This is a genomic window from Streptomyces sp. NPDC059917 (assembly GCF_042730635.1).
Classification (GTDB): Bacteria; Actinomycetota; Actinomycetes; order Streptomycetales; family Streptomycetaceae; genus Streptomyces.
Genome location: NZ_JBHWLC010000070.1, coordinates 1 through 17774, shown reverse-complemented (window position 1 = coordinate 17774; position 17774 = coordinate 1). Strand labels below are relative to the sequence as shown.

Here is a 17774-nt window from a genome sequence, read left to right as displayed (position 1 = left end):
TGAGGGGTCCCTCCCCGCGAGGGGAGGGGTACTGCGTTCCCCGGGTCCCTCCCCGCGAGGGGAGGGGGCCACGGTGGGGTTACACCATCAGCGAGCGGTCCGTCGGCTTGACCGGGTACGGGAGGGTGCTCGCGCCCGTCAGGAAGCGGTCCACGCCGCGGGCCGCGGAGCGGCCCTCGGCGATGGCCCACACGATCAGGGACTGGCCGCGGCCCGCGTCGCCGGCGACGAAGACGCCGTCCACGTTGGTCGCGTACGAGGCGTCCCGCGCGACGTTGCCGCGCGCGTCCAGCTCCAGGCCGAACTGCTCCACCAGGCCGTTGGCCTGGTCGGTGCCGGTGAAGCCCATCGCGAGGGTGACCAGCTGCGCCGGGATGACCCGCTCGGTGCCCTCCTTCTGGACGAGCTTGCCGTCCTCGAAGGCCACCTCGACCAGGTGCAGGGACTGGACGTTGCCGTCCTCGTCGCCCTCGAAGTGGGTGGTGGAGACGGAGTAGATCCGCTCGCCGCCCTCCTCGTGGGCCGAGGTGACCTTGTACAGCATGGGGAAGGTCGGCCACGGCTGGCCGGTGGGCCGGTCCTCGGAGGGACGCGGCATGATCTCCAGCTGGGTGACCGAGGCCGCGCCCTGGCGGTGGGCGGTGCCCACGCAGTCCGCGCCGGTGTCACCGCCGCCGATGACGACGACGTGCTTGCCCGCGGCGGTGATGGGGGGCGCCACGAAGTCGCCCTCCTGCACCTTGTTCGCCAGCGGCAGGTACTCCATCGCGAAGTGGATGCCGTTCAGGTCGCGGCCCGGGACCGGGAGGTCGCGGGAGACCGTGGCACCGGCCGCGATGACGACCGCGTCGTAGCGGCGGCGCAGCCCGTCGGCCGGGATGTCCCGGCCGATCTCGACGCCCGTACGGAACTTGGTGCCCTCCGCGCGCATCTGCTCGATGCGGCGGTTGATGTGCACCTTCTCCATCTTGAACTCGGGGATGCCGTACCGCAGCAGGCCGCCGATGCGGTCCGCGCGCTCGAACACCGCGACCGTGTGCCCGGCCCGCGTCAGCTGCTGGGCGGCGGCGAGTCCCGCCGGGCCCGAGCCGATGACGGCGACGGTCTTGCCGGAGAGCCGGTCCGGCGGCTGCGGGGTGACGTCGCCGTTGTCCCACGCCTTGTCGATGATCGAGACTTCGACGTTCTTGATGGTGACGGCCGGCTGGTTGATGCCGAGCACGCACGCCGACTCGCACGGAGCCGGGCACAGGCGGCCGGTGAACTCCGGGAAGTTGTTCGTGGCGTGCAGGCGCTCGGACGCGGCGGTCCAGTCCTCGCGGTAGGCGAAGTCGTTCCACTCGGGGATCAGGTTCCCGAGCGGGCAGCCGTTGTGGCAGAACGGGATGCCGCAGTCCATGCAGCGACCGGCCTGCTTGCTGATGATCGGCAGCAGCGAACCCGGGACGTAGACCTCGTTCCAGTCCTTCAGCCGCTCGGCGACGGGACGGGAACAGGCGGTCTCGCGGGGGGTGGTGAGGAAGCCCTTCGGGTCAGCCATGGGTCGCCGCCTCCATCATCTTCTCGGTGGTCTCGGACTCGGAGAGTCCGGCCCGCTCAGCGGCGTCCTTGGCGGCGAGCACTGCCTTGTACGTGGTGGGGATGATCTTGCTGAAGCGGTCCACCGAGACGGACCAGTCAGCGAGGAGCTTGGCGGCCACGGTCGAGCCGGTCTCCTCCTCGTGGCGGCGCACCACATCGTGCAGCCACTGCTTGTCGGCGTCGGACAGGTCGGTCTCGACCGCGCCCGCGTTGCCGACGTTGACGTTGCAGGGGTCGAGGTCGATGACGTACGCGACGCCGCCCGACATGCCGGCCGCGAAGTTGCGCCCGGTCTCGCCCAGGACCACGGCCTGGCCGCCGGTCATGTACTCGCAGCCGTGGTCGCCCACGCCCTCCGAGACGACCAGGGCACCGGAGTTGCGGACGCAGAAGCGCTCGCCGGTGCGGCCGCGCAGGAACATCTCGCCGCCGGTCGCGCCGTAGCCGATGGTGTTGCCCGCGATGGTCGAGTATTCGGCCAGGTGGTCGGCGCCGCGGTCCGGGCGGACCACGACGCGACCGCCGGAGAGGCCCTTGCCGACGTAGTCGTTGGCGTCGCCCTCCAGGCGCAGCGTGATGCCGCGCGGCAGGAACGCGCCGAAGGACTGGCCGGCCGAACCGGTGAAGGTGAGGTCGATGGTGTCGTCGGGCAGGCCCGCGCCGCCGAACCGCTTGGTGACCTCGTGGCCGAGCATGGTGCCGACGGTCCGGTTGATGTTGCGGATCGCGACCTGTGCGCGGACCGGGTGGGCGGCCTCGGCGCTCGGGGCGTTCAGCGCGTCGGCGGCCAGCCGGATCAGCTCGTTGTCGAGCGCCTTGGCCAGACCGTGGTCCTGCTCGATGACGGCGTGGCGGACCGCGCCCTCGGGCAGCTCGGGCACGTGGAAGAGCGGGTCCAGGTCGAGTCCCTGGGCCTTCCAGTGCGCGACGGCCTTGGTGGTGTCGAGGAGTTCGGCGTGACCGACGGCCTCCTCGATGGTGCGGAAGCCCAGCTCGGCGAGCAGCTCGCGCACCTCCTCCGCGATGAACTCGAAGAAGTTCACGACGAATTCGGGCTTGCCGGAGAAGCGGTCGCGCAGGACCGGGTTCTGCGTGGCGATGCCGACGGGGCAGGTGTCGAGGTGGCAGACGCGCATCATGACGCAGCCGGAGACGACGAGCGGCGCGGTCGCGAAACCGAACTCCTCGGCGCCGAGCAGCGCGGCGATGATGACGTCGCGGCCGGTCTTGAGCTGGCCGTCGGTCTGCACGACGATGCGGTCGCGCAGGCCGTTGAGCAGCAGCGTCTGCTGGGTCTCGGCGAGGCCCAGCTCCCAGGGACCGCCCGCGTGCTTGAGCGAGGTCAAAGGGGACGCGCCCGTGCCGCCGTCGTGGCCGGAGATGAGGACGACGTCCGCGTGCGCCTTGGACACACCGGCGGCGACCGTGCCCACGCCGACCTCGGAGACCAGCTTCACGTGGATGCGGGCGACCGGGTTGGCGTTCTTGAGGTCGTGGATCAGCTGAGCCAGGTCCTCGATGGAGTAGATGTCGTGGTGCGGCGGCGGGGAGATCAGACCGACGCCCGGGGTGGAGTGCCGGGTCTTGGCGACCCACGGGTAGACCTTGTGGCCGGGCAGCTGGCCGCCCTCGCCGGGCTTGGCGCCCTGCGCCATCTTGATCTGGATGTCGTCCGCGTTGACCAGGTACTCGCTGGTGACGCCGAAGCGGCCGGAGGCGACCTGCTTGATCGCCGAGCGGCGCGCCGGGTCGTACAGGCGGTCCGGGTCCTCGCCGCCCTCACCCGTGTTGGACTTGGCGCCCAGCTGGTTCATGGCGATGGCGAGGGTCTCGTGGGCCTCGCGCGAGATGGATCCGTACGACATGGCGCCCGTGGAGAAGCGCTTGACGATGTCGGCGACCGACTCGACCTCGTCGATGGAGATCGCCGGACGGGCGCCGGCGCCCTCGCCGTTCGCGCTCGTCTTGAAGCCGAACAGGCCGCGGAGCGTCATCAGCCGCTCGGACTGCTCGTTCACCCGGTCCGTGTACTGCTTGAAGATGTCGTACCGGCGGTTGCGGGTGGCGTGCTGGAGGCGGAAGACCGTGTCCGGGTCGAACAGGTGCGGCTCGCCCTCGCGGCGCCACTGGTACTCGCCGCCGATCTCCAGCGCGCGGTGCGCCGGGGCGATGCCGGAGACGGGGTACGCCTTGGCGTGGCGCGCGGCCACCTCCTTGGCGATGACGTCCAGGCCGGCGCCGCCGATCTTGGTGGCGGTGCCGCTGAAGTAGGTGCCGACGAAGTCCTCGTTGAGGCCGATGGCCTCGAAGACCTGGGCGCCCCGGTAGGAGGCGACCGTGGAGATGCCCATCTTGGACATGACCTTCAGGACGCCCTTGCCGAGCGCGTAGATCAGGTTCCGGATGGCCTGCTCGGGCTCCAGGTCCGCCAGGAAGGTGCCCGCGCGCAGCAGGTCCTCGACGGACTCCATGGCCAGGTACGGGTTGACCGCGGCCGCGCCGTAGCCGATGAGCAGGGCGACGTGGTGGACCTCGCGGACGTCGCCGGCCTCGATCAGCAGACCCACCTGGGTGCGCTGCTTGGTGGCGATGAGGTGGTGGTGCACGGCGGCGGTGAGCAGCAGCGAGGGGATCGGCGCGTGCTCGGCGTCGGAGTGGCGGTCCGACAGGACGATCAGGCGGGCGCCGTTCTCTATGGCGGCGTCGGCCTCGGCGCGGATCTCCTCGATCCGCGCGGCGAGCGCCTCGCCGCCGCCCGAGACCCGGTAGAGGCCCGAGAGGGTGGCGGCCTTCATGCCGGACATGTCGCCGTCGGCGTTGATGTGGACGAGCTTGGCCAGCTCGTCGTTGTCGATCACCGGGAAGGGCAGGGTGACGCTGCGGCACGACGCGGAGGTCGGCTCCAGCAGGTTGCCCTCGGGGCCCAGGGAGGACAGCAGCGAGGTGACGAGCTCCTCGCGGATGGCGTCCAGCGGCGGGTTGGTGACCTGCGCGAAGAGCTGGGTGAAGTAGTCGAAGAGCAGCCGGGGGCGCTCGGACAGGGCCGCGATCGGGGAGTCCGTGCCCATGGAACCGAGCGGCTCGCCGCCGGTGCGGGCCATCGGCGCCAGGATGATCTTCAGCTCTTCCTCGGTGTACCCGAAGGTCTGCTGGCGGCGCGTGACCGAGGCGTGGGTGTGCACGATGTGCTCGCGCTCGGGGAGGTCCTCCAGCTCGATCTCACCGGCTTCGAGCCACTCGGCGTACGGAGCGGCGCCCGCGAGCTCGGCCTTGATCTCGTCGTCCTCGATGATCCGCTTCTGGGCGGTGTCGACGAGGAACATCTTGCCGGGCTGCAGGCGGCCCTTGCGGACGACCTTGGCCGGGTCGATGTCGAGGACGCCGACCTCGGAGCCGAGGACGACGAGGCCGTCGTCGGTGACCCAGTAGCGGCCGGGGCGCAGACCGTTGCGGTCGAGGACCGCGCCGACCTGGGTGCCGTCGGTGAAGGTGACGCAGGCCGGGCCGTCCCAGGGCTCCATCAGGGTGGAGTGGTACTGGTAGAACGCGCGGCGGGCCGGGTCCATCGAGGTGTGGTTCTCCCACGCCTCGGGGATCATCATCAGCACGCTGTGCGGGAGCGAGCGGCCACCGAGGTGGATCAGCTCCAGGACCTCGTCGAAGGACGCCGAGTCGGAGGCGTCGGGCGTACAGATCGGGAAGATCCGCTCCAGCGCGCCCTCGCCGAAGACGCCGGAGGCCAGCTGGGACTCGCGGGCCTTCATCCAGTTGCGGTTGCCCTTGACCGTGTTGATCTCGCCGTTGTGCGCGACGAAGCGGTACGGGTGGGCGAGCGGCCAGGACGGGAAGGTGTTCGTCGAGAACCGCGAGTGGACCAGGGCCAGCGTCGAGGCGAAGCGGCGGTCGGAGAGGTCCGGGAAGAAGGGCTCCAGCTGGCCGGTGGTCAGCATGCCCTTGTAGACGATGGTGCGGGCGGACAGCGAGGGGAAGTACACGCCCGCTTCGCGCTCGGCGCGCTTGCGCAGCACGAACGCCTTGCGGTCCAGCTCGATGCCGGTGCTGCCGTTGCTCACGAAGAGCTGGGCGAAGGCCGGCATGGTGGCGCGGGCGCCGTTGCCGAGCAGGTCGGGGGCGACGGGCACCTCGCGCCAGCCGAGCACGGTGAGGTGCTCCTCGGCGGCGATGGCCTCGATCTGCGCGACGGCCTGTGCGGAGTCGTCGGCGGGGAGGAAGGCGATGCCGACGGCGTAGGCGCCGGCCTCGGGCAGCTCGAAGTCGGTGACCTCGCGCAGGAACGCGTCGGGGACCTGGCTGAGGATGCCCGCGCCGTCACCCGAGTCGGGCTCGGAGCCGGTGGCCCCGCGGTGTTCGAGGTTCCGCAGTACGGTCAGCGCCTGCTCGACCAGCGTGTGGCTGGCCTCGCCGGTGAGGTTGGCCACGAAACCGACGCCACAGGCGTCGTGCTCGTTGCGCGGGTCGTACATGCCCTGCTGGGCGGGGCGACCGTCCATGGGCGACCAGGCGGTGGTGCTGGGGCCGGTCGCGGAGTGCGTGGATGCGGAACGCATCGGGACTCCCGTCGTCGTCGTGGCATATGCATAGCCGAGGGACGACGTTGGCCCTCTGCGAAATTTCGTGCAGGTTACATGATGGCGGCAATCCCGGGAACCGGATATCTCGTTCCAGCATGCGGACACTGCGCGAATCGGAAAGAGGGGACCTGCGCGGGCGGATGCGCGGGGCGGAAGTCCCGGGTGGGCTGGGCATCATTGCCCGGCCGCCCTAGAACTATTGCCCGCCGGTCACACGATCGAAACCGATCGAAACTGGTGAGTAACGAACTACTTATGCGGCTCTCTGCATAGTGTCTCATCTTTCGAGCGGTCAGCCTACGACGCCACCGATCCACGTGCCCAGGATGTACGTCACACCCGCGGCCGCGCCACCCAGGAGCAGCTGGCGCATGCCGCTGTACCACCAGGACCGGGCGGTGACCCGGGAGACGACGGCGCCGCACAGGAACAGGCCGACCAGGGCCAGCAGCACCGCGGGCCACAGCGCGGTCGCGCCGAGCAGGTACGGCAGGACGGGCAGCAGCGCGCCGAGCGCGAAGGCGCCGAACGACGACACCGCGGCGACCAGCGGCGACGGCAGGTCGTCCGGGTCGATGCCGAGCTCCTCGCGGGCGTGGATCTCCAGCGCCTGCTCCGGGTCGCGGGACAGCTGCATCGCGACCTCGCGGGCGAGGGCGGGTTCGACCCCGCGCGAGACGTAGAGCTCGGCCAGCTCCTCCATCTCGTCGACGGGGTGCTTCTTCAGCTGCTGGCGCTCGATGTCGAGCTCGGCGAGGACCAGCTCGCGCTGGGAGGCGACCGAGGTGTACTCACCGGCCGCCATCGAGAAGGCGCCCGCGGCCAGACCCGCGAGCCCGGTGATGACGATGGTCTGCGTCGCGACCGCACCGCCCGCCACACCGGTCATCAGGGCGAGGTTGGAGACCAGTCCGTCCATGGCACCGAAGACGGCCGGGCGCAGCCAGCCACCGTTGACGTCACGGTGGGTGTGGTTGTCGCGGTGGGCCTCGTGCAGCGGTGCTTCGATGTCGATGATGGACATGTGGTTCTACTCCCCTTTTGATGCGAAATGGGTGCGCGCGAGCACGACACGGGTATGCCCGGGTCCTGTGCAGGCACCCACTCCCCCTGAACACCTCGAAACTACGCACGATTTCTGACCGCCGCCAGCAAGGTAGGCCGTACTTACCAGGGCTTTCGCCCCTCGGCGACCGGGTGACGGGGAGGTTCGAGGGGTGTTTCGCGGCAAGCGACAAACCCGATGCCATGGCACAAATCCCCCATGGGCTCATGATGAGTTCCACCAAGTGGAGAGGCGCGCCCATGGAGCTGATCGCATCCGATCCGCAGTGGCATCCGCAGCCGCATCCGGAGACGCAACCGGAGCCGCATCCGGAGCCGCATCCGCAGGCCTGTCCGCCGTCGCGTGCGCAGGACCGTCCGCGGGTCGTGCAGGACCGTCCCCGGGTCGTGGAGGACCGTCCCCGGGTCGTGGAGGACCGTCCGCGGGTCGTGCTCGACCGGGCCCGGGGCGCTCTGCTGGGCCTCGCGGTGGGTGACGCGCTGGGCGCCCCGGCGGAGAACATGAAGCCCTCGCAGATCCGGGCCAAGTGGGGCCGGATCGAGGGCTTCGTCTCGGACGACCCGGCCGGGACGGACGACACCGAGTACGCGATCTTCTCGGGCCTGCTGCTGGCCCGGCACGGGTCGGCGCTGACCGTCGCGCACGTCGAACGGGCCTGGCACCACTGGATCGCGGACCTGGACGAGGGTCCCTTCCGCGGTGCGGGCTTCTCGGAGCGCGGCACGCTGGAGAACCTGCGGCGCGGGCTCGCCGCGCCCATCTCCGCGCAGCACCGGCACGCGTGGTCGGACGGCCTGGCCATGCGGGCCGCGCCCTTCGGGGTCTTCGCGGCCGGACGCCCGGCCGAGGCGGCCCGGCTCGTCGCGATCGACGGCACGGTCAGCCACGACGGCGAGGGCATCTACGGCGGCCAGGCCGTCGCGGCGGGCGTGGCCGCGGCCATGGCGGGCGGATCGGCGGCCTCGGTGATCTCGGCGGCCCTGTCCGTCATCCCCTCGGACTCCTGGACGGCCCGTTCGCTGCGCCGGGCCGTGACGGCCGCCCCGCGCGGCGAACGGGCGGTGCGCTCGGCGGTGGTCATCGGCGGCTACCCCTGGACGGACCTGGCGCCGGAGGCGGTGGGCCTGGCCTTCGGCGCGTTCGCCGCGTGCGGCGGGGACTTCGCGGAGTCCGTGCTGACCGCCGTCAACATGGGCCGCGACGCCGACACCACCGCGGCCGTCGCGGGCGCCCTGGCCGGCGCGCTGTCGGGAGCCGCCGCCATCCCCGCCGCGTGGTCCTCGGCGATCGGCCCGGTACGGGGCAGCTGCCTGCCCTCGATGCGGGGCTACCACGTCCTGGACATCGCGGACCTCCTCACCCCGGAAACCGAGCCCTCCCCATGACCGCACCCCCGCTCCCCCACCCGGCCCCCGCCGCCACCCCCACCCACCCCGAAACCCCAGCGCCCGAACCCGCGCCCGCGTCGGACGTGCGGCGGATCGAGGGGCTGCTGCTCGGGCTGGCCGCGGGGGACGCGGCCGGGTGGCCCGCCGCGCGGCACCGGGCAAGCCGGATGCCCGAATGGACCCGCCGCCTCACCCGCGAGCTGGACACCTTCGCCGAGCAGAACGCCACCACCACCCTCCCCGTCCCCATCGCCCTCAACCAGCCCCCCGAACCCCTGCGCCTCGGCCCGAGCGACGACGCCGAGTGGGCCGCCTTCGCCGCCGAGTCCGTGCTCACCGCCGCCGGGGCCCTGCTCAGCGACCTGAGCCGGTCCCGGCGCATGCGGGCCGCGATCGACCTGGCCTGGAACGCCCTGGCCAGCGAGGTCGCGGCGGCCGCCGAGCGGGCCCCCGAGGTCGAGTCGGCGGTCCTGCCGCTGCGCGCGCGGATCTCCGTACGGGCCGGGCTCGGCAACCTCGCGGCCGGCCTGCGCCCGCCCGCCACCGGGCACGACAACCCGCACTACTTCGACGACGCCGCCTGCGTCCGCGCCTGCGTCCTCGCGGTCGTCCACCCCGGGGACCCGGTCGCGGCCGCCGACCTCGCCGAGTTCGACGCCCGCTACACCCAGGACGGCGACGGCGTGCACGGCGCCCGCGCGATGGCCGCCGCCGTCGCCACCGCCCTGACCGGCGCCGGCACCGACGCGGCCGTGGACGCCGCACTCGACCAACTGCCCGCCACCACCGAGATCGGCCGCAACGCCCGGCACGCCGTGTCCCTCGCCCGCGCGCACGCGAGCGGCGGCGCCTTCGCCATCGTGCCGCTGCTGGAACACCAGATCGTGGACCACGTCTACAGCTACGGCATCGCCGCCGCCGAGACCGTCCCGGTCGCCCTCGCCCTCGCGACGGCCGCCCGCGGCCGGGTCGCCGAAGCGGTACCGGCGGCCGCCTGCCTGTCCCGCGTCGCGGATTCGGCGCCCGCCCTCGCCGGGGCGCTGACCGGCGCGCTCGGCGGCGGCGAATCGATCGCCGCCGCCTGGCGCGACGCCTGCCGCACCCTGTCCGGCTGCGCGCTGCCCCGCCTCGCCGGCACCGACCTCGTGGAACTCGCCGCGCTCCTCGCGCGGACGGAACTCACCTCGCCCAAGGAACTCAAGCCCCAGGGGATGATTCGGACATGACGCTCACACTCGAGGACCGGGCCGCGGGCTGCCTGGTCGGCGCGGCCGTCGGGGACGCGCTCGGCGGCCCGGTGGAGGGCTGGTCACCGGAGCAGATCGTGGAACGCCACGGCGGTCCGGTACGGGGCGTCGTCGGCCCCTGGTACGAGGACTGGCGCACCGCGCGCCCCATCGCGCCCTACCACAAGGGCGACGGCCACGTCACCGACGACACCTTGATGACGCACGCGCTGGTGCGCGTCTACGAGGCGGTGCGCGACCACCTGGACGCCTACGCGGTCGCCGACCACCTCGTCCCCGACCTGATGTCGACGCCGCGCTGGATCCCGGAACTGGAGGCGCGGGCCCTGCCGTTGCAGCGGATCTTCCTCGCCGAGAAGTGGATCGTGGCCCGGCTGCACTACGGCCACGTGGACCCGCGCGAGGCGGGCAGCGGGAACATCGTCAACTGCGGGGCCGCGATGTACGCGGCGCCGGTCGGCATCGTGAACGCGGGCAACCCCGCGGGCGCGTACGCGGAGGCGCTGGACATCGCCGGCGCCCACCAGTCGTCCTACGGGCGGGAGGCCGCCGGGGTGTTCGCCGCGGCGGTGGCGGCGGCCTGCCTGCCGGGGGCGAGCGCCGCCTCGGTGGTCGAGGCGACGCTCGCCCTGGCCAAGGACGGCACCCGGGCCGCGATCGAAGCGGTCGCCGAAACCGCCTCCCTGCACCGGGACTTCGCCTCCGCGATCGCGCCGTTGCGGGCGGCGGTGGCCCCCTACGACTCGGTCGGCCCGGACTACCGCGCCCCCTCCCTCGGCGCCCGTCGGCCCTCCCGGCTGCACGCGATCGAGGAACTCCCGGTGGCGCTCGGGATGTTGCTGGTCGCGGACGGCCGCTACGAGGAGGCCGTGCTCGGCGGCGTCAACTACGGCCGGGACTGCGACTCGATCGCCACGATGGCGGGGGCGCTGGCCGGGGCCATGGGCGGCGCGGCGGCGGTGCCCGAGGCGTGGGCCAAGGAGGTCGCCGAGGCGAGCCGCCTCGACCTGCACGCCCCCGCGGCGGCCCTGGCCCGGGTGGCCCGCGAGGTCTTCGACCTCGACCGCGCCCGGCGCCGGGCCCACGAGCACGCCTTCGCCGCGATCGCCGGGCCCCGATGAGCCGGGCCGCCGCGGTGGCCCCCGCGCCGGGGGGCGTCCGGCTGACCTGGGCGCAGCCCGAGGACCTGGTCGGGCACGAGCTGCGCCAGGCCGAGGAGGACGGGCGGGGCCCGGCCGCGCGGCCGTTGCGGCGGGCCTGGCTGGCGGCGGGCGGCCGCCCGGCCCCCGCCCGGGCCGGCGCCTCGTCCACCCCGGCGGCCCCGCACCTGCGCGCCCTCGCCATCCGGATCCTGGACCGACTGGCCGCCCTCCCCCACCCGTCGACGGCGGACGAACCCACCTCCTGGCCCGCCGTCACCGCCACCTGGCCCCCGCACCCGGGCCCCGACGGACACCCGACCCGCGCCCCCGCCCCCGCGCCGGATGCGGCGGCGGCGGACCGGCTGGAGGCCGCCTGGCTCGGGCGGGCCGCGGGGTGCGTGCTCGGGAAGCCCGTCGAGAAGCTGCCGCTCGCCGGGATCCGCGCACTGGCCCGGGCCACCGGGAACTGGCCGCTGGACGACTGGTTCACCGCCCGCGGGGTCCCCGCGGAGCTGCTCGCCGCGCACCCCTGGAACCACCGCTCCGCGCCGACCTCCCTCGCCGAGAACATCGACGGGACCCCCGAGGACGACGACCTCAACTACCCGCTGCTGAACCTGCTCCTGCTCCAGCGCCACGGCAAGGGCTTCACCACCGCGGACGTCGCCCGGCTCTGGCTCGACGAGCTGCCGGCCGGGCGCACCTTCACCGCCGAGCGGGTCGCGTACCGCAACCTCCTGCTCGGCCTGGAGCCGCCCGCAACCGCCACCCGCCACAACCCGTTCCGCGAGTGGATCGGCGCCCTCATCCGCGCCGACGTCCACGGCTGGACCCACCCCGGCGATCCGGTGGCCGCCGCGGCCCAGGCCCACCGGGACGCGGTCCTCACCCACACCGGCAACGGCGTCTACGCCGCCCTGTTCGTCGCCGCCGCCACCGCCGCCGCGGCCGCCCCGGGGGCCGACGCGCACGGCGCGCTCGCCGCCGGGCTGGCCGTCGTACCGCCGCGCTCCCGGCTCGCCGAGGCGGTCGGGTTCGCCCTGCGGGCCGCGCACGAACACCCCCGCTTCGACGACGTGGTCGACCGGCTGCACGAGCGCTACGGCCACTACCACTGGGTGCACGCCGTCCCCAACACCGCGCTGATCGCGGCCGCCCTCACCCACGCCGACGGCGACTTCACCGGCTCCATCTGCCGCGCCGTGTCCGGCGGTTGGGACACCGACTCCAACGGCGCGACCGCGGGCGCGCTCGCCGGACTGCTCGCCGGATCGCCCGACCGCCTCCCGCACCGCTGGACCGCCCCGCTGAAGAACCGGCTCGCGACCAGCGTCCCCGGATTCGACGGCATCGGCTTCGACACCCTCGCCCACCTCACCGCACAGGAGGCAGCACGCTCATGACGGCCATCGCCGTGCTCGGCAGCACCAACATGGACCTCGTCGCCTACGTCCCCAAGGCCCCCCGCCTCGGGGAGACCGTCACCGGCCGCGAGTTCCGCACCGTCCCCGGCGGGAAGGGCGCCAACCAGGCCGTCGCCGCCGCCCGCAGCGGCGGGGAGGTCACGATGATCGGGGCGGTCGGCGCGGATCCCTTCGGGGTACGGCTGCGCTCCGCGCTCTCGGCCGCCGGGGTGGAGACGGCGGCGCTGCGCACCGTCGAGGGCGCCAGCGGCACCGCGCACATCACCGTGGACGACGAGGGCGCCAACTCGATCATCGTGATCCCGGGCGCCAACGCCGGGGTCACCGGCCTGGAGGCCGGCGACGAGGCCCGGATCGCCGCCTGCGACTCCCTCCTGCTCCAGCTCGAACTGCCGCTGAGCGCCGTCCTGGCGGGCGCCCGCGCCGCCCGCGCGCACGGCGTGCGTACGGTCCTCACGCCCGCCCCCGCCCAATCGCTGCCCGTCGAACTCCTCGCCGCCGTCGATCTGTTGGTGCCCAACGAGCACGAGGCGGCGGCGCTCACCGGGCTGACCGACCCGCGGCTGGCGGCGGACGCCCTGCTGCACGACGTACCGGAAGTGGTCATCACCCTGGGCGCGGTCGGGGCCCTGCACGCGGCGCGCGGGCAGGCTCCGTACACCGTGCCCGCGCCCCGGGTCCGGCCCGTGGACACCACCGCGGCCGGGGACACCTTCGTCGGCGCGCTCGCCGTGGCGCTCGGCGAGGGGCGCACCATGCGTGCGGCCCTGGCCTGGGCCTCGGCGGCGGCGGCGCTGTCGGTGCAGCGGGCCGGCGCCCAGGACTCGATGCCCTCGCGCGCCGAGACGGACGCCTTCGCGGGCACCGGACCCCGGCCGTGACCGCCCCCGCCCCCGCGGCGGCCACCGGCGCCGCCCCCGGCCCGCTCGCCGGGCTGCGCGTCCTCGACCTGGCCACCCTCTTCGCCGGACCGCTGGCCGCGACCATGCTCGGCGACTTCGGCGCCGACGTGCTCAAGGTCGAGCATCCCCGGCGCCCCGATCCGTCGCGCGGCCACGGTCCCGCCAAGGACGGCATCGGCCTGTGGTGGAAGCTACTGGGCCGCAACAAGCGGACCATGACCCTCGACCTGTCCACGCCCGGCGGCCGCGAGGTGCTGCTGCGGCTCGCCGCCGGGTCCGACGTGATCATCGAGAACTTCCGTCCCGGCACCCTGGAGAAGTGGGGGCTGGGCTGGGCGGAGCTGTCCGCCGCCAACCCCCGGCTGGTGCTGACCCGGGTGACCGGCTTCGGCCAGTTCGGCCCCTACGCCCACCGCCCGGGCTTCGGCACCCTCGCCGAGGCCATGAGCGGGTTCGCCGCGATGACCGGGGAGCCCGACGGGCCGCCGACCCTGCCCCCCTTCGGGCTGGCGGACTCGATCGCCGCGCTGGCCACCGCGTACGCCGTCATGGCCGCGCTCGCGGGGCGCGACCGCACCGGCGCGGGGCAGGTCGTGGATCTGGCCATCATCGAGCCGATCCTGACCGTCCTCGGCCCGCACCCCCTCTGGTACGACCAGCTCGGCTACGTGCAGCCCCGCACCGGCAACCGGTCCACGAACAACGCCCCGCGCAACACCTACCGCAGCGCGGACGGCCGCTGGCTCGCCGTCTCCACCTCGGCCCAGTCGATCGCGGAGCGGGTGGTGCGACTGGTCGGCCGACCGGAGCTGATCGACGAGCCGTGGTTCACGACGGGCTCGGGGCGGGCCGCGCACGCGGCCGTCCTGGACGAGGCGGTCGGCGGGTGGATCGCCCGGCACAAGGCGGACGAGGTGGTCGCGGCCTTCGAGGAGGCACAGGCGGCGGTCGCACCGGTCTACGACGTGCGCGACGTGCTGGCCGATCCGCAGTACGCGGCCCTGGACACGGTCACCGAGGTCGACGACCCGGACCTCGGCCCGCTGCGGATGCAGAACGTCCTCTTCCGGCTGTCCGAGACGCCGGGCGCCATCCGCTGGGCGGGCCGCGCGCACGGCGCGGACACCGAGGCGGTGCTGGCCGAACTGGGATTGTCCGGAGCGGAGATCGACGTCCTGCGGACCGAGGGAGCGCTGTGATCCTGACCTGGCTGTACGTACCCGGGGACCGGCCGGAGGTCGTCGCGAAGGCGCTCGGCTGCGGCGCGGACGCGGTGATCGTGGACCTGGAGGACGCGGTACCGGTCTCCCGCAAGGAGTACGCCCGCGCGGCCACGGCGGAGCTGCTCCAGCACCGGCCCCCGACTCCGGTGTACGTCCGGGTGAACGCCCTGGACACGCCCTGGGCGCTGGCGGACCTGGCCGCGCTGTCCGGGCTGCACGGCCTCTCGGGGCTGCGGCTGCCCAAGATCACGGCGCCGGAACAGATCGCCACGGTCGCGGACCGGACCGGCGGGGTGGCCCTGTACGCGCTGCTGGAGTCGGCGCTGGGCGTGGAGCGCGCGTACGAGATCGCCCGCGCCCACCCGGCGCTGCGCGGGCTCTCCCTCGGCGAGTCGGACCTGCGGGCGGACCTCGGCGTGAGCGCGGACGCGGGGCTCGACTGGCCGCGCTCCCGGGTGGTCGTGGCGGCCCGGGCGGCCGGTCTGGCGCCCCCGCCGCAGTCCGTCTTCCCGGACATCCGCGACCTGGAGGCACTGGCCGAGTCCTGCGTCCGGGGCCGCGCGCTCGGGTTCCTGGGCCGGGCCGCGATCCACCCGCGGCAGCTCCCGGTGATCGAGCGGGCCTACCTGCCGGGGCCCGCCGAGATCGCCGCGGCCGAGCAGGTCGTCGCGGCGGCGCGCCGCACCCCGGGCGCCCAGGCCCTGCCCGACGGCCGGTTCGTGGATCCGGCGGTCCTGGCGGGCGCGGAGCAGGTCATGGCCCTCTCCCGACGGGAGCCCCGGGTGCTGTCGTGACGCACGCGTGCTCCGCCGGATCGGATCCGGCGGAGCACGGTGTGAAGCGGTGACGCGGTGACGCTGCGCGCGGGTCAGAGCTTCTTGGCCTCGGGCTTCTCGTCCGCCGGCTCCTCGTCCGCGGCGGCCGCATCGGCCTTCTTCGGCTTCACGGCCTTCACGGGCTTCTCTGACTTCTCGGCCTTGTCGGCCTTGTCGGAGGTCGCGGACTTCTGGTCGGCCGGAGCACCGGCCGCGTCCTTGCCCTCCGGGGTGCTGCGGACCGGCTCGACGATCTCCTCGCGGCCCGGCCGCAGCCGCGCCGACAGGATCAGGTAGGCCACGGCGGCCACGAAGACCACGATGGCCGTCCACACGTTGAGCCGCAGGCCCAGCACGTGGTGCGCCTCGTCGACCCGCATGTACTCGATCCAGCTGCGCCCGACGCAGTAGGCGGCGACGTAGAGCGCGAACGCCCGGCCGTGGCCCAGCTTGAAGCGGCGGTCGGCCCAGATCACCAGGGCCGCGACGCCGAGGCACCACAGCGACTCGTACAGGAAGGTCGGGTGGTAGGTGCCCGCGACCCGGTTCGGGCCGTCGCTGATCTCCAGCGCCCACGGCACGTCGGTGGCGCGGCCGTACAGCTCCTGGTTGAACCAGTTGCCCCAGCGGCCGAAGGCCTGGGCCACCGCGATGCCCGGAGCCAGCGCGTCCGCCCAGGCGGGCAGCGGGATGCCGCGCAGGCGACAACCGATCCAGGCACCGACCGCGCCCAGCGCGATCGCACCCCAGATGCCGAGGCCGCCCTCCCAGATCTTGAAGGCGTCGACCCAGTTGCGGCCCTCGCCGAAGTAGAGCTGGTAGTCGGTGATCACGTGGTAGAGGCGTCCGCCGACCAGGCCGAACGGAACCGCCCACACGGCGATGTCCGCCACCGTGCCCGGCTGGCCACCGCGCGCGACCCAGCGCTTGTTGCCGAGCCAGACGGCGACGAAGACGCCGATGATGATGCAGAACGCGTAGCCGCGCAGCGGGATCGGTCCGAGATGGACCACACCGGTCGACGGGCTGGGAATGTAAGCAAGTTCCATGGCAACCCAGACGCTACCTTGCCGGGCGGTGGGCACCGCAACCCGCCCGGCAAGCTGGCGTCAAATCGACACCTGCCGATCATCCGGCGGGCACGGACCCGAGGCCGCCGGATCAGTCCCCGTCGACCGCCGAACTGCCCGAAGAACTGCCCGCCGCCGTGCCCGACGAACTGCCCGCCGACGTGCCCGCCGACGTGCCCGAGGAGCTACGGGCGGAGCTGCCCGCCGAGCTGCGGGCCGAGGGCCGACCCGATGCCGATGCCGACGGGCGCGCCGATGCCTGCGGCGACCCCTCGGGCGACGACTGCGCGGGGGCTCCGGCGCCGGCCGCCGCCGTGACCTTCGCCTTCAACTTCTCCGGGGTGAGCGGGTTGGCCTGGTCCGCGAAGATGTCCTTGCCGTCGAGCAGGATCGTGGGCGTGCCGCGGAACTTCTGCGCCTTGAAGGCGTCGTAGGACTTGGCGACCCAGCTGTTGTGGGTCGCGCCCTCGACGCACTGGCGGAAGGCGGGGGTGTCCAGGCCGTCCACCTTGCCGGCCAGCTCGATCAGCCGGGCGTTCTTGCCGTAGGCGTCGTCGACCTCCTTCGGCTGGTTCTCGAAGAGGACGTCGTGGTACGCCGGGAACTTCCCGACGTCCTGCGCGCAGGCCGCGGCATTGGCCGCCTTCAAGGAGCCGCTGCCGCTCATGTTGCCGTCGATCAGCGTCACCAGGTGGTACTCGACCTTGAGCTGTCCCTTCGCGACCAGGTCGTGGACGGTGGCGCGGTAGGCGTCCTCGAAGGACTTGCAGGCCGGGCAGCGGAAGTCCTCCCAGATCGTCAGGGTCGACTTCGCGGAGTCCTTGCCGTTCTGGATCGCGAGGGCGTCCTTGCCCGAGGCTCCCGAGGGGGCCACGACCGGACCGGCCTTGTCCTTGTCCGCGCCGCTCTTGCCCGCATTGGCCGCGAGCAGTCCGACTACGGCCGCGAGGCCCAGTACGCCGACGACCGCGGCGGACACCACCAGGGTCCGGCGGCGCTTGTCCTTGCTCTTCTGCCGCTCGCGCTCCACCAGGAGTCGCTCGCGGGCCGTTCTCTTCGCATCGCGGTTCGCACCGTCGTTCTTGTCACTCACGCCCCGCCAAACGAAGCGGGGAGGCACTCTCGTGCCTCCCCGCTCCCACATCCACCCGAACGGGCTACAGAACCCCGTTCGCGATCGGCCGCGCCTAGCTCCTGCGTACGCCTTCCGCAAGCTCGGCCGCCAGGGACTGCACGGCCGCGAGGCCGGTCGGGAGGTCCGGGGCGTCCAGGAGGAGCTTGACGAAGGCCGAGCCGACGATCACGCCGTCCGCGAAGACCGCGA

The 17774-nt window shown here is 73.4% G+C and carries 11 protein-coding genes and 2 pseudogenes; 7 read left to right on the top strand and 6 right to left on the bottom strand.

The features are described from left to right. Positions 1 to 79: 79 nt before the first annotated feature. From ACFWAR_RS30865 to ACFWAR_RS30855, 3 genes are all read right to left on the bottom strand, one after another. On the bottom strand, positions 80 to 1540 hold the full coding sequence (locus tag ACFWAR_RS30865) for a glutamate synthase subunit beta (protein WP_385784180.1): 1461 nt from the start codon (positions 1538 to 1540) through the stop codon (positions 80 to 82). Continuing rightward, positions 1533 to 6092 (bottom strand): glutamate synthase large subunit, encoded by a 4560-nt coding sequence (gene gltB / locus ACFWAR_RS30860; RefSeq protein ID WP_385784239.1) that lies wholly within the window; start codon positions 6090 to 6092, stop codon positions 1533 to 1535. The genes ACFWAR_RS30865 and gltB overlap by 8 nt, the downstream gene beginning before the upstream one ends. Before the next feature lie 373 nt (positions 6093 to 6465). Then, complete coding sequence (locus tag ACFWAR_RS30855) at positions 6466 to 7197, bottom strand: VIT1/CCC1 transporter family protein (RefSeq protein WP_385784177.1); 732 nt, start codon at positions 7195 to 7197, stop codon at positions 6466 to 6468. Positions 7198 to 7646: 449 nt separating this feature from the next. Between ACFWAR_RS30855 and ACFWAR_RS30850 the strand changes: the two genes are divergently transcribed. From ACFWAR_RS30850 to ACFWAR_RS30820, 7 genes are read left to right on the top strand one after another with little or no spacing between them, the layout of a single operon-like run. Further along, positions 7647 to 8624, top strand: coding sequence for an ADP-ribosylglycohydrolase family protein (locus ACFWAR_RS30850; RefSeq protein WP_385784237.1), 978 nt, complete (start codon positions 7647 to 7649; stop codon positions 8622 to 8624). Then, positions 8621 to 9853 carry an ADP-ribosylglycohydrolase family protein gene (locus ACFWAR_RS30845; RefSeq protein WP_385784174.1) on the top strand — a complete coding sequence of 411 codons (1233 nt, stop codon included), beginning with the start codon at positions 8621 to 8623 and terminating at the stop codon, positions 9851 to 9853. Before ACFWAR_RS30850 ends, ACFWAR_RS30845 begins: the two co-directional genes overlap by 4 nt. Further along, entirely contained in the window at positions 9850 to 10995 is a 1146-nt protein-coding gene (locus ACFWAR_RS30840; RefSeq protein WP_385784172.1) for an ADP-ribosylglycohydrolase family protein, read from the top strand. Before ACFWAR_RS30845 ends, ACFWAR_RS30840 begins: the two co-directional genes overlap by 4 nt. Next, positions 10992 to 12419 carry an ADP-ribosylglycohydrolase family protein gene (locus ACFWAR_RS30835; RefSeq protein ID WP_385784169.1) on the top strand — a complete coding sequence of 476 codons (1428 nt, stop codon included), beginning with the start codon at positions 10992 to 10994 and terminating at the stop codon, positions 12417 to 12419. The genes ACFWAR_RS30840 and ACFWAR_RS30835 overlap by 4 nt, the downstream gene beginning before the upstream one ends. Continuing rightward, positions 12416 to 13321, top strand: coding sequence for a ribokinase (gene rbsK, locus ACFWAR_RS30830; RefSeq protein ID WP_385784166.1), 906 nt, complete (start codon positions 12416 to 12418; stop codon positions 13319 to 13321). The genes ACFWAR_RS30835 and rbsK overlap by 4 nt, the downstream gene beginning before the upstream one ends. Beyond that, positions 13318 to 14541, top strand: coding sequence for a CaiB/BaiF CoA transferase family protein (locus ACFWAR_RS30825; protein ID WP_385784164.1), 1224 nt, complete (start codon positions 13318 to 13320; stop codon positions 14539 to 14541). The genes rbsK and ACFWAR_RS30825 overlap by 4 nt, the downstream gene beginning before the upstream one ends. Beyond that, entirely contained in the window at positions 14538 to 15359 is an 822-nt protein-coding gene (locus ACFWAR_RS30820; RefSeq protein WP_385784161.1) for an HpcH/HpaI aldolase/citrate lyase family protein, read from the top strand. The genes ACFWAR_RS30825 and ACFWAR_RS30820 overlap by 4 nt, the downstream gene beginning before the upstream one ends. 74 nt (positions 15360 to 15433) lie before the next feature. Here the strand turns inward: ACFWAR_RS30820 and lgt are convergent, their stop codons facing one another. The 3 genes and pseudogenes from lgt to ACFWAR_RS30805 all read right to left on the bottom strand — a co-directional run. Further along, positions 15434 to 16429, bottom strand: coding sequence for a prolipoprotein diacylglyceryl transferase (lgt, locus tag ACFWAR_RS30815; RefSeq protein WP_385784158.1), 996 nt, complete (start codon positions 16427 to 16429; stop codon positions 15434 to 15436). 328 nt (positions 16430 to 16757) lie between these two features. Continuing rightward, a pseudogene (locus tag ACFWAR_RS30810) lies at positions 16758 to 17594 on the bottom strand (DsbA family protein); the annotation flags it as partial. Positions 17595 to 17637: 43 nt separating this feature from the next. Then, positions 17638 to 17774: pseudogene (locus tag ACFWAR_RS30805) on the bottom strand (tryptophan synthase subunit alpha); the annotation flags it as partial.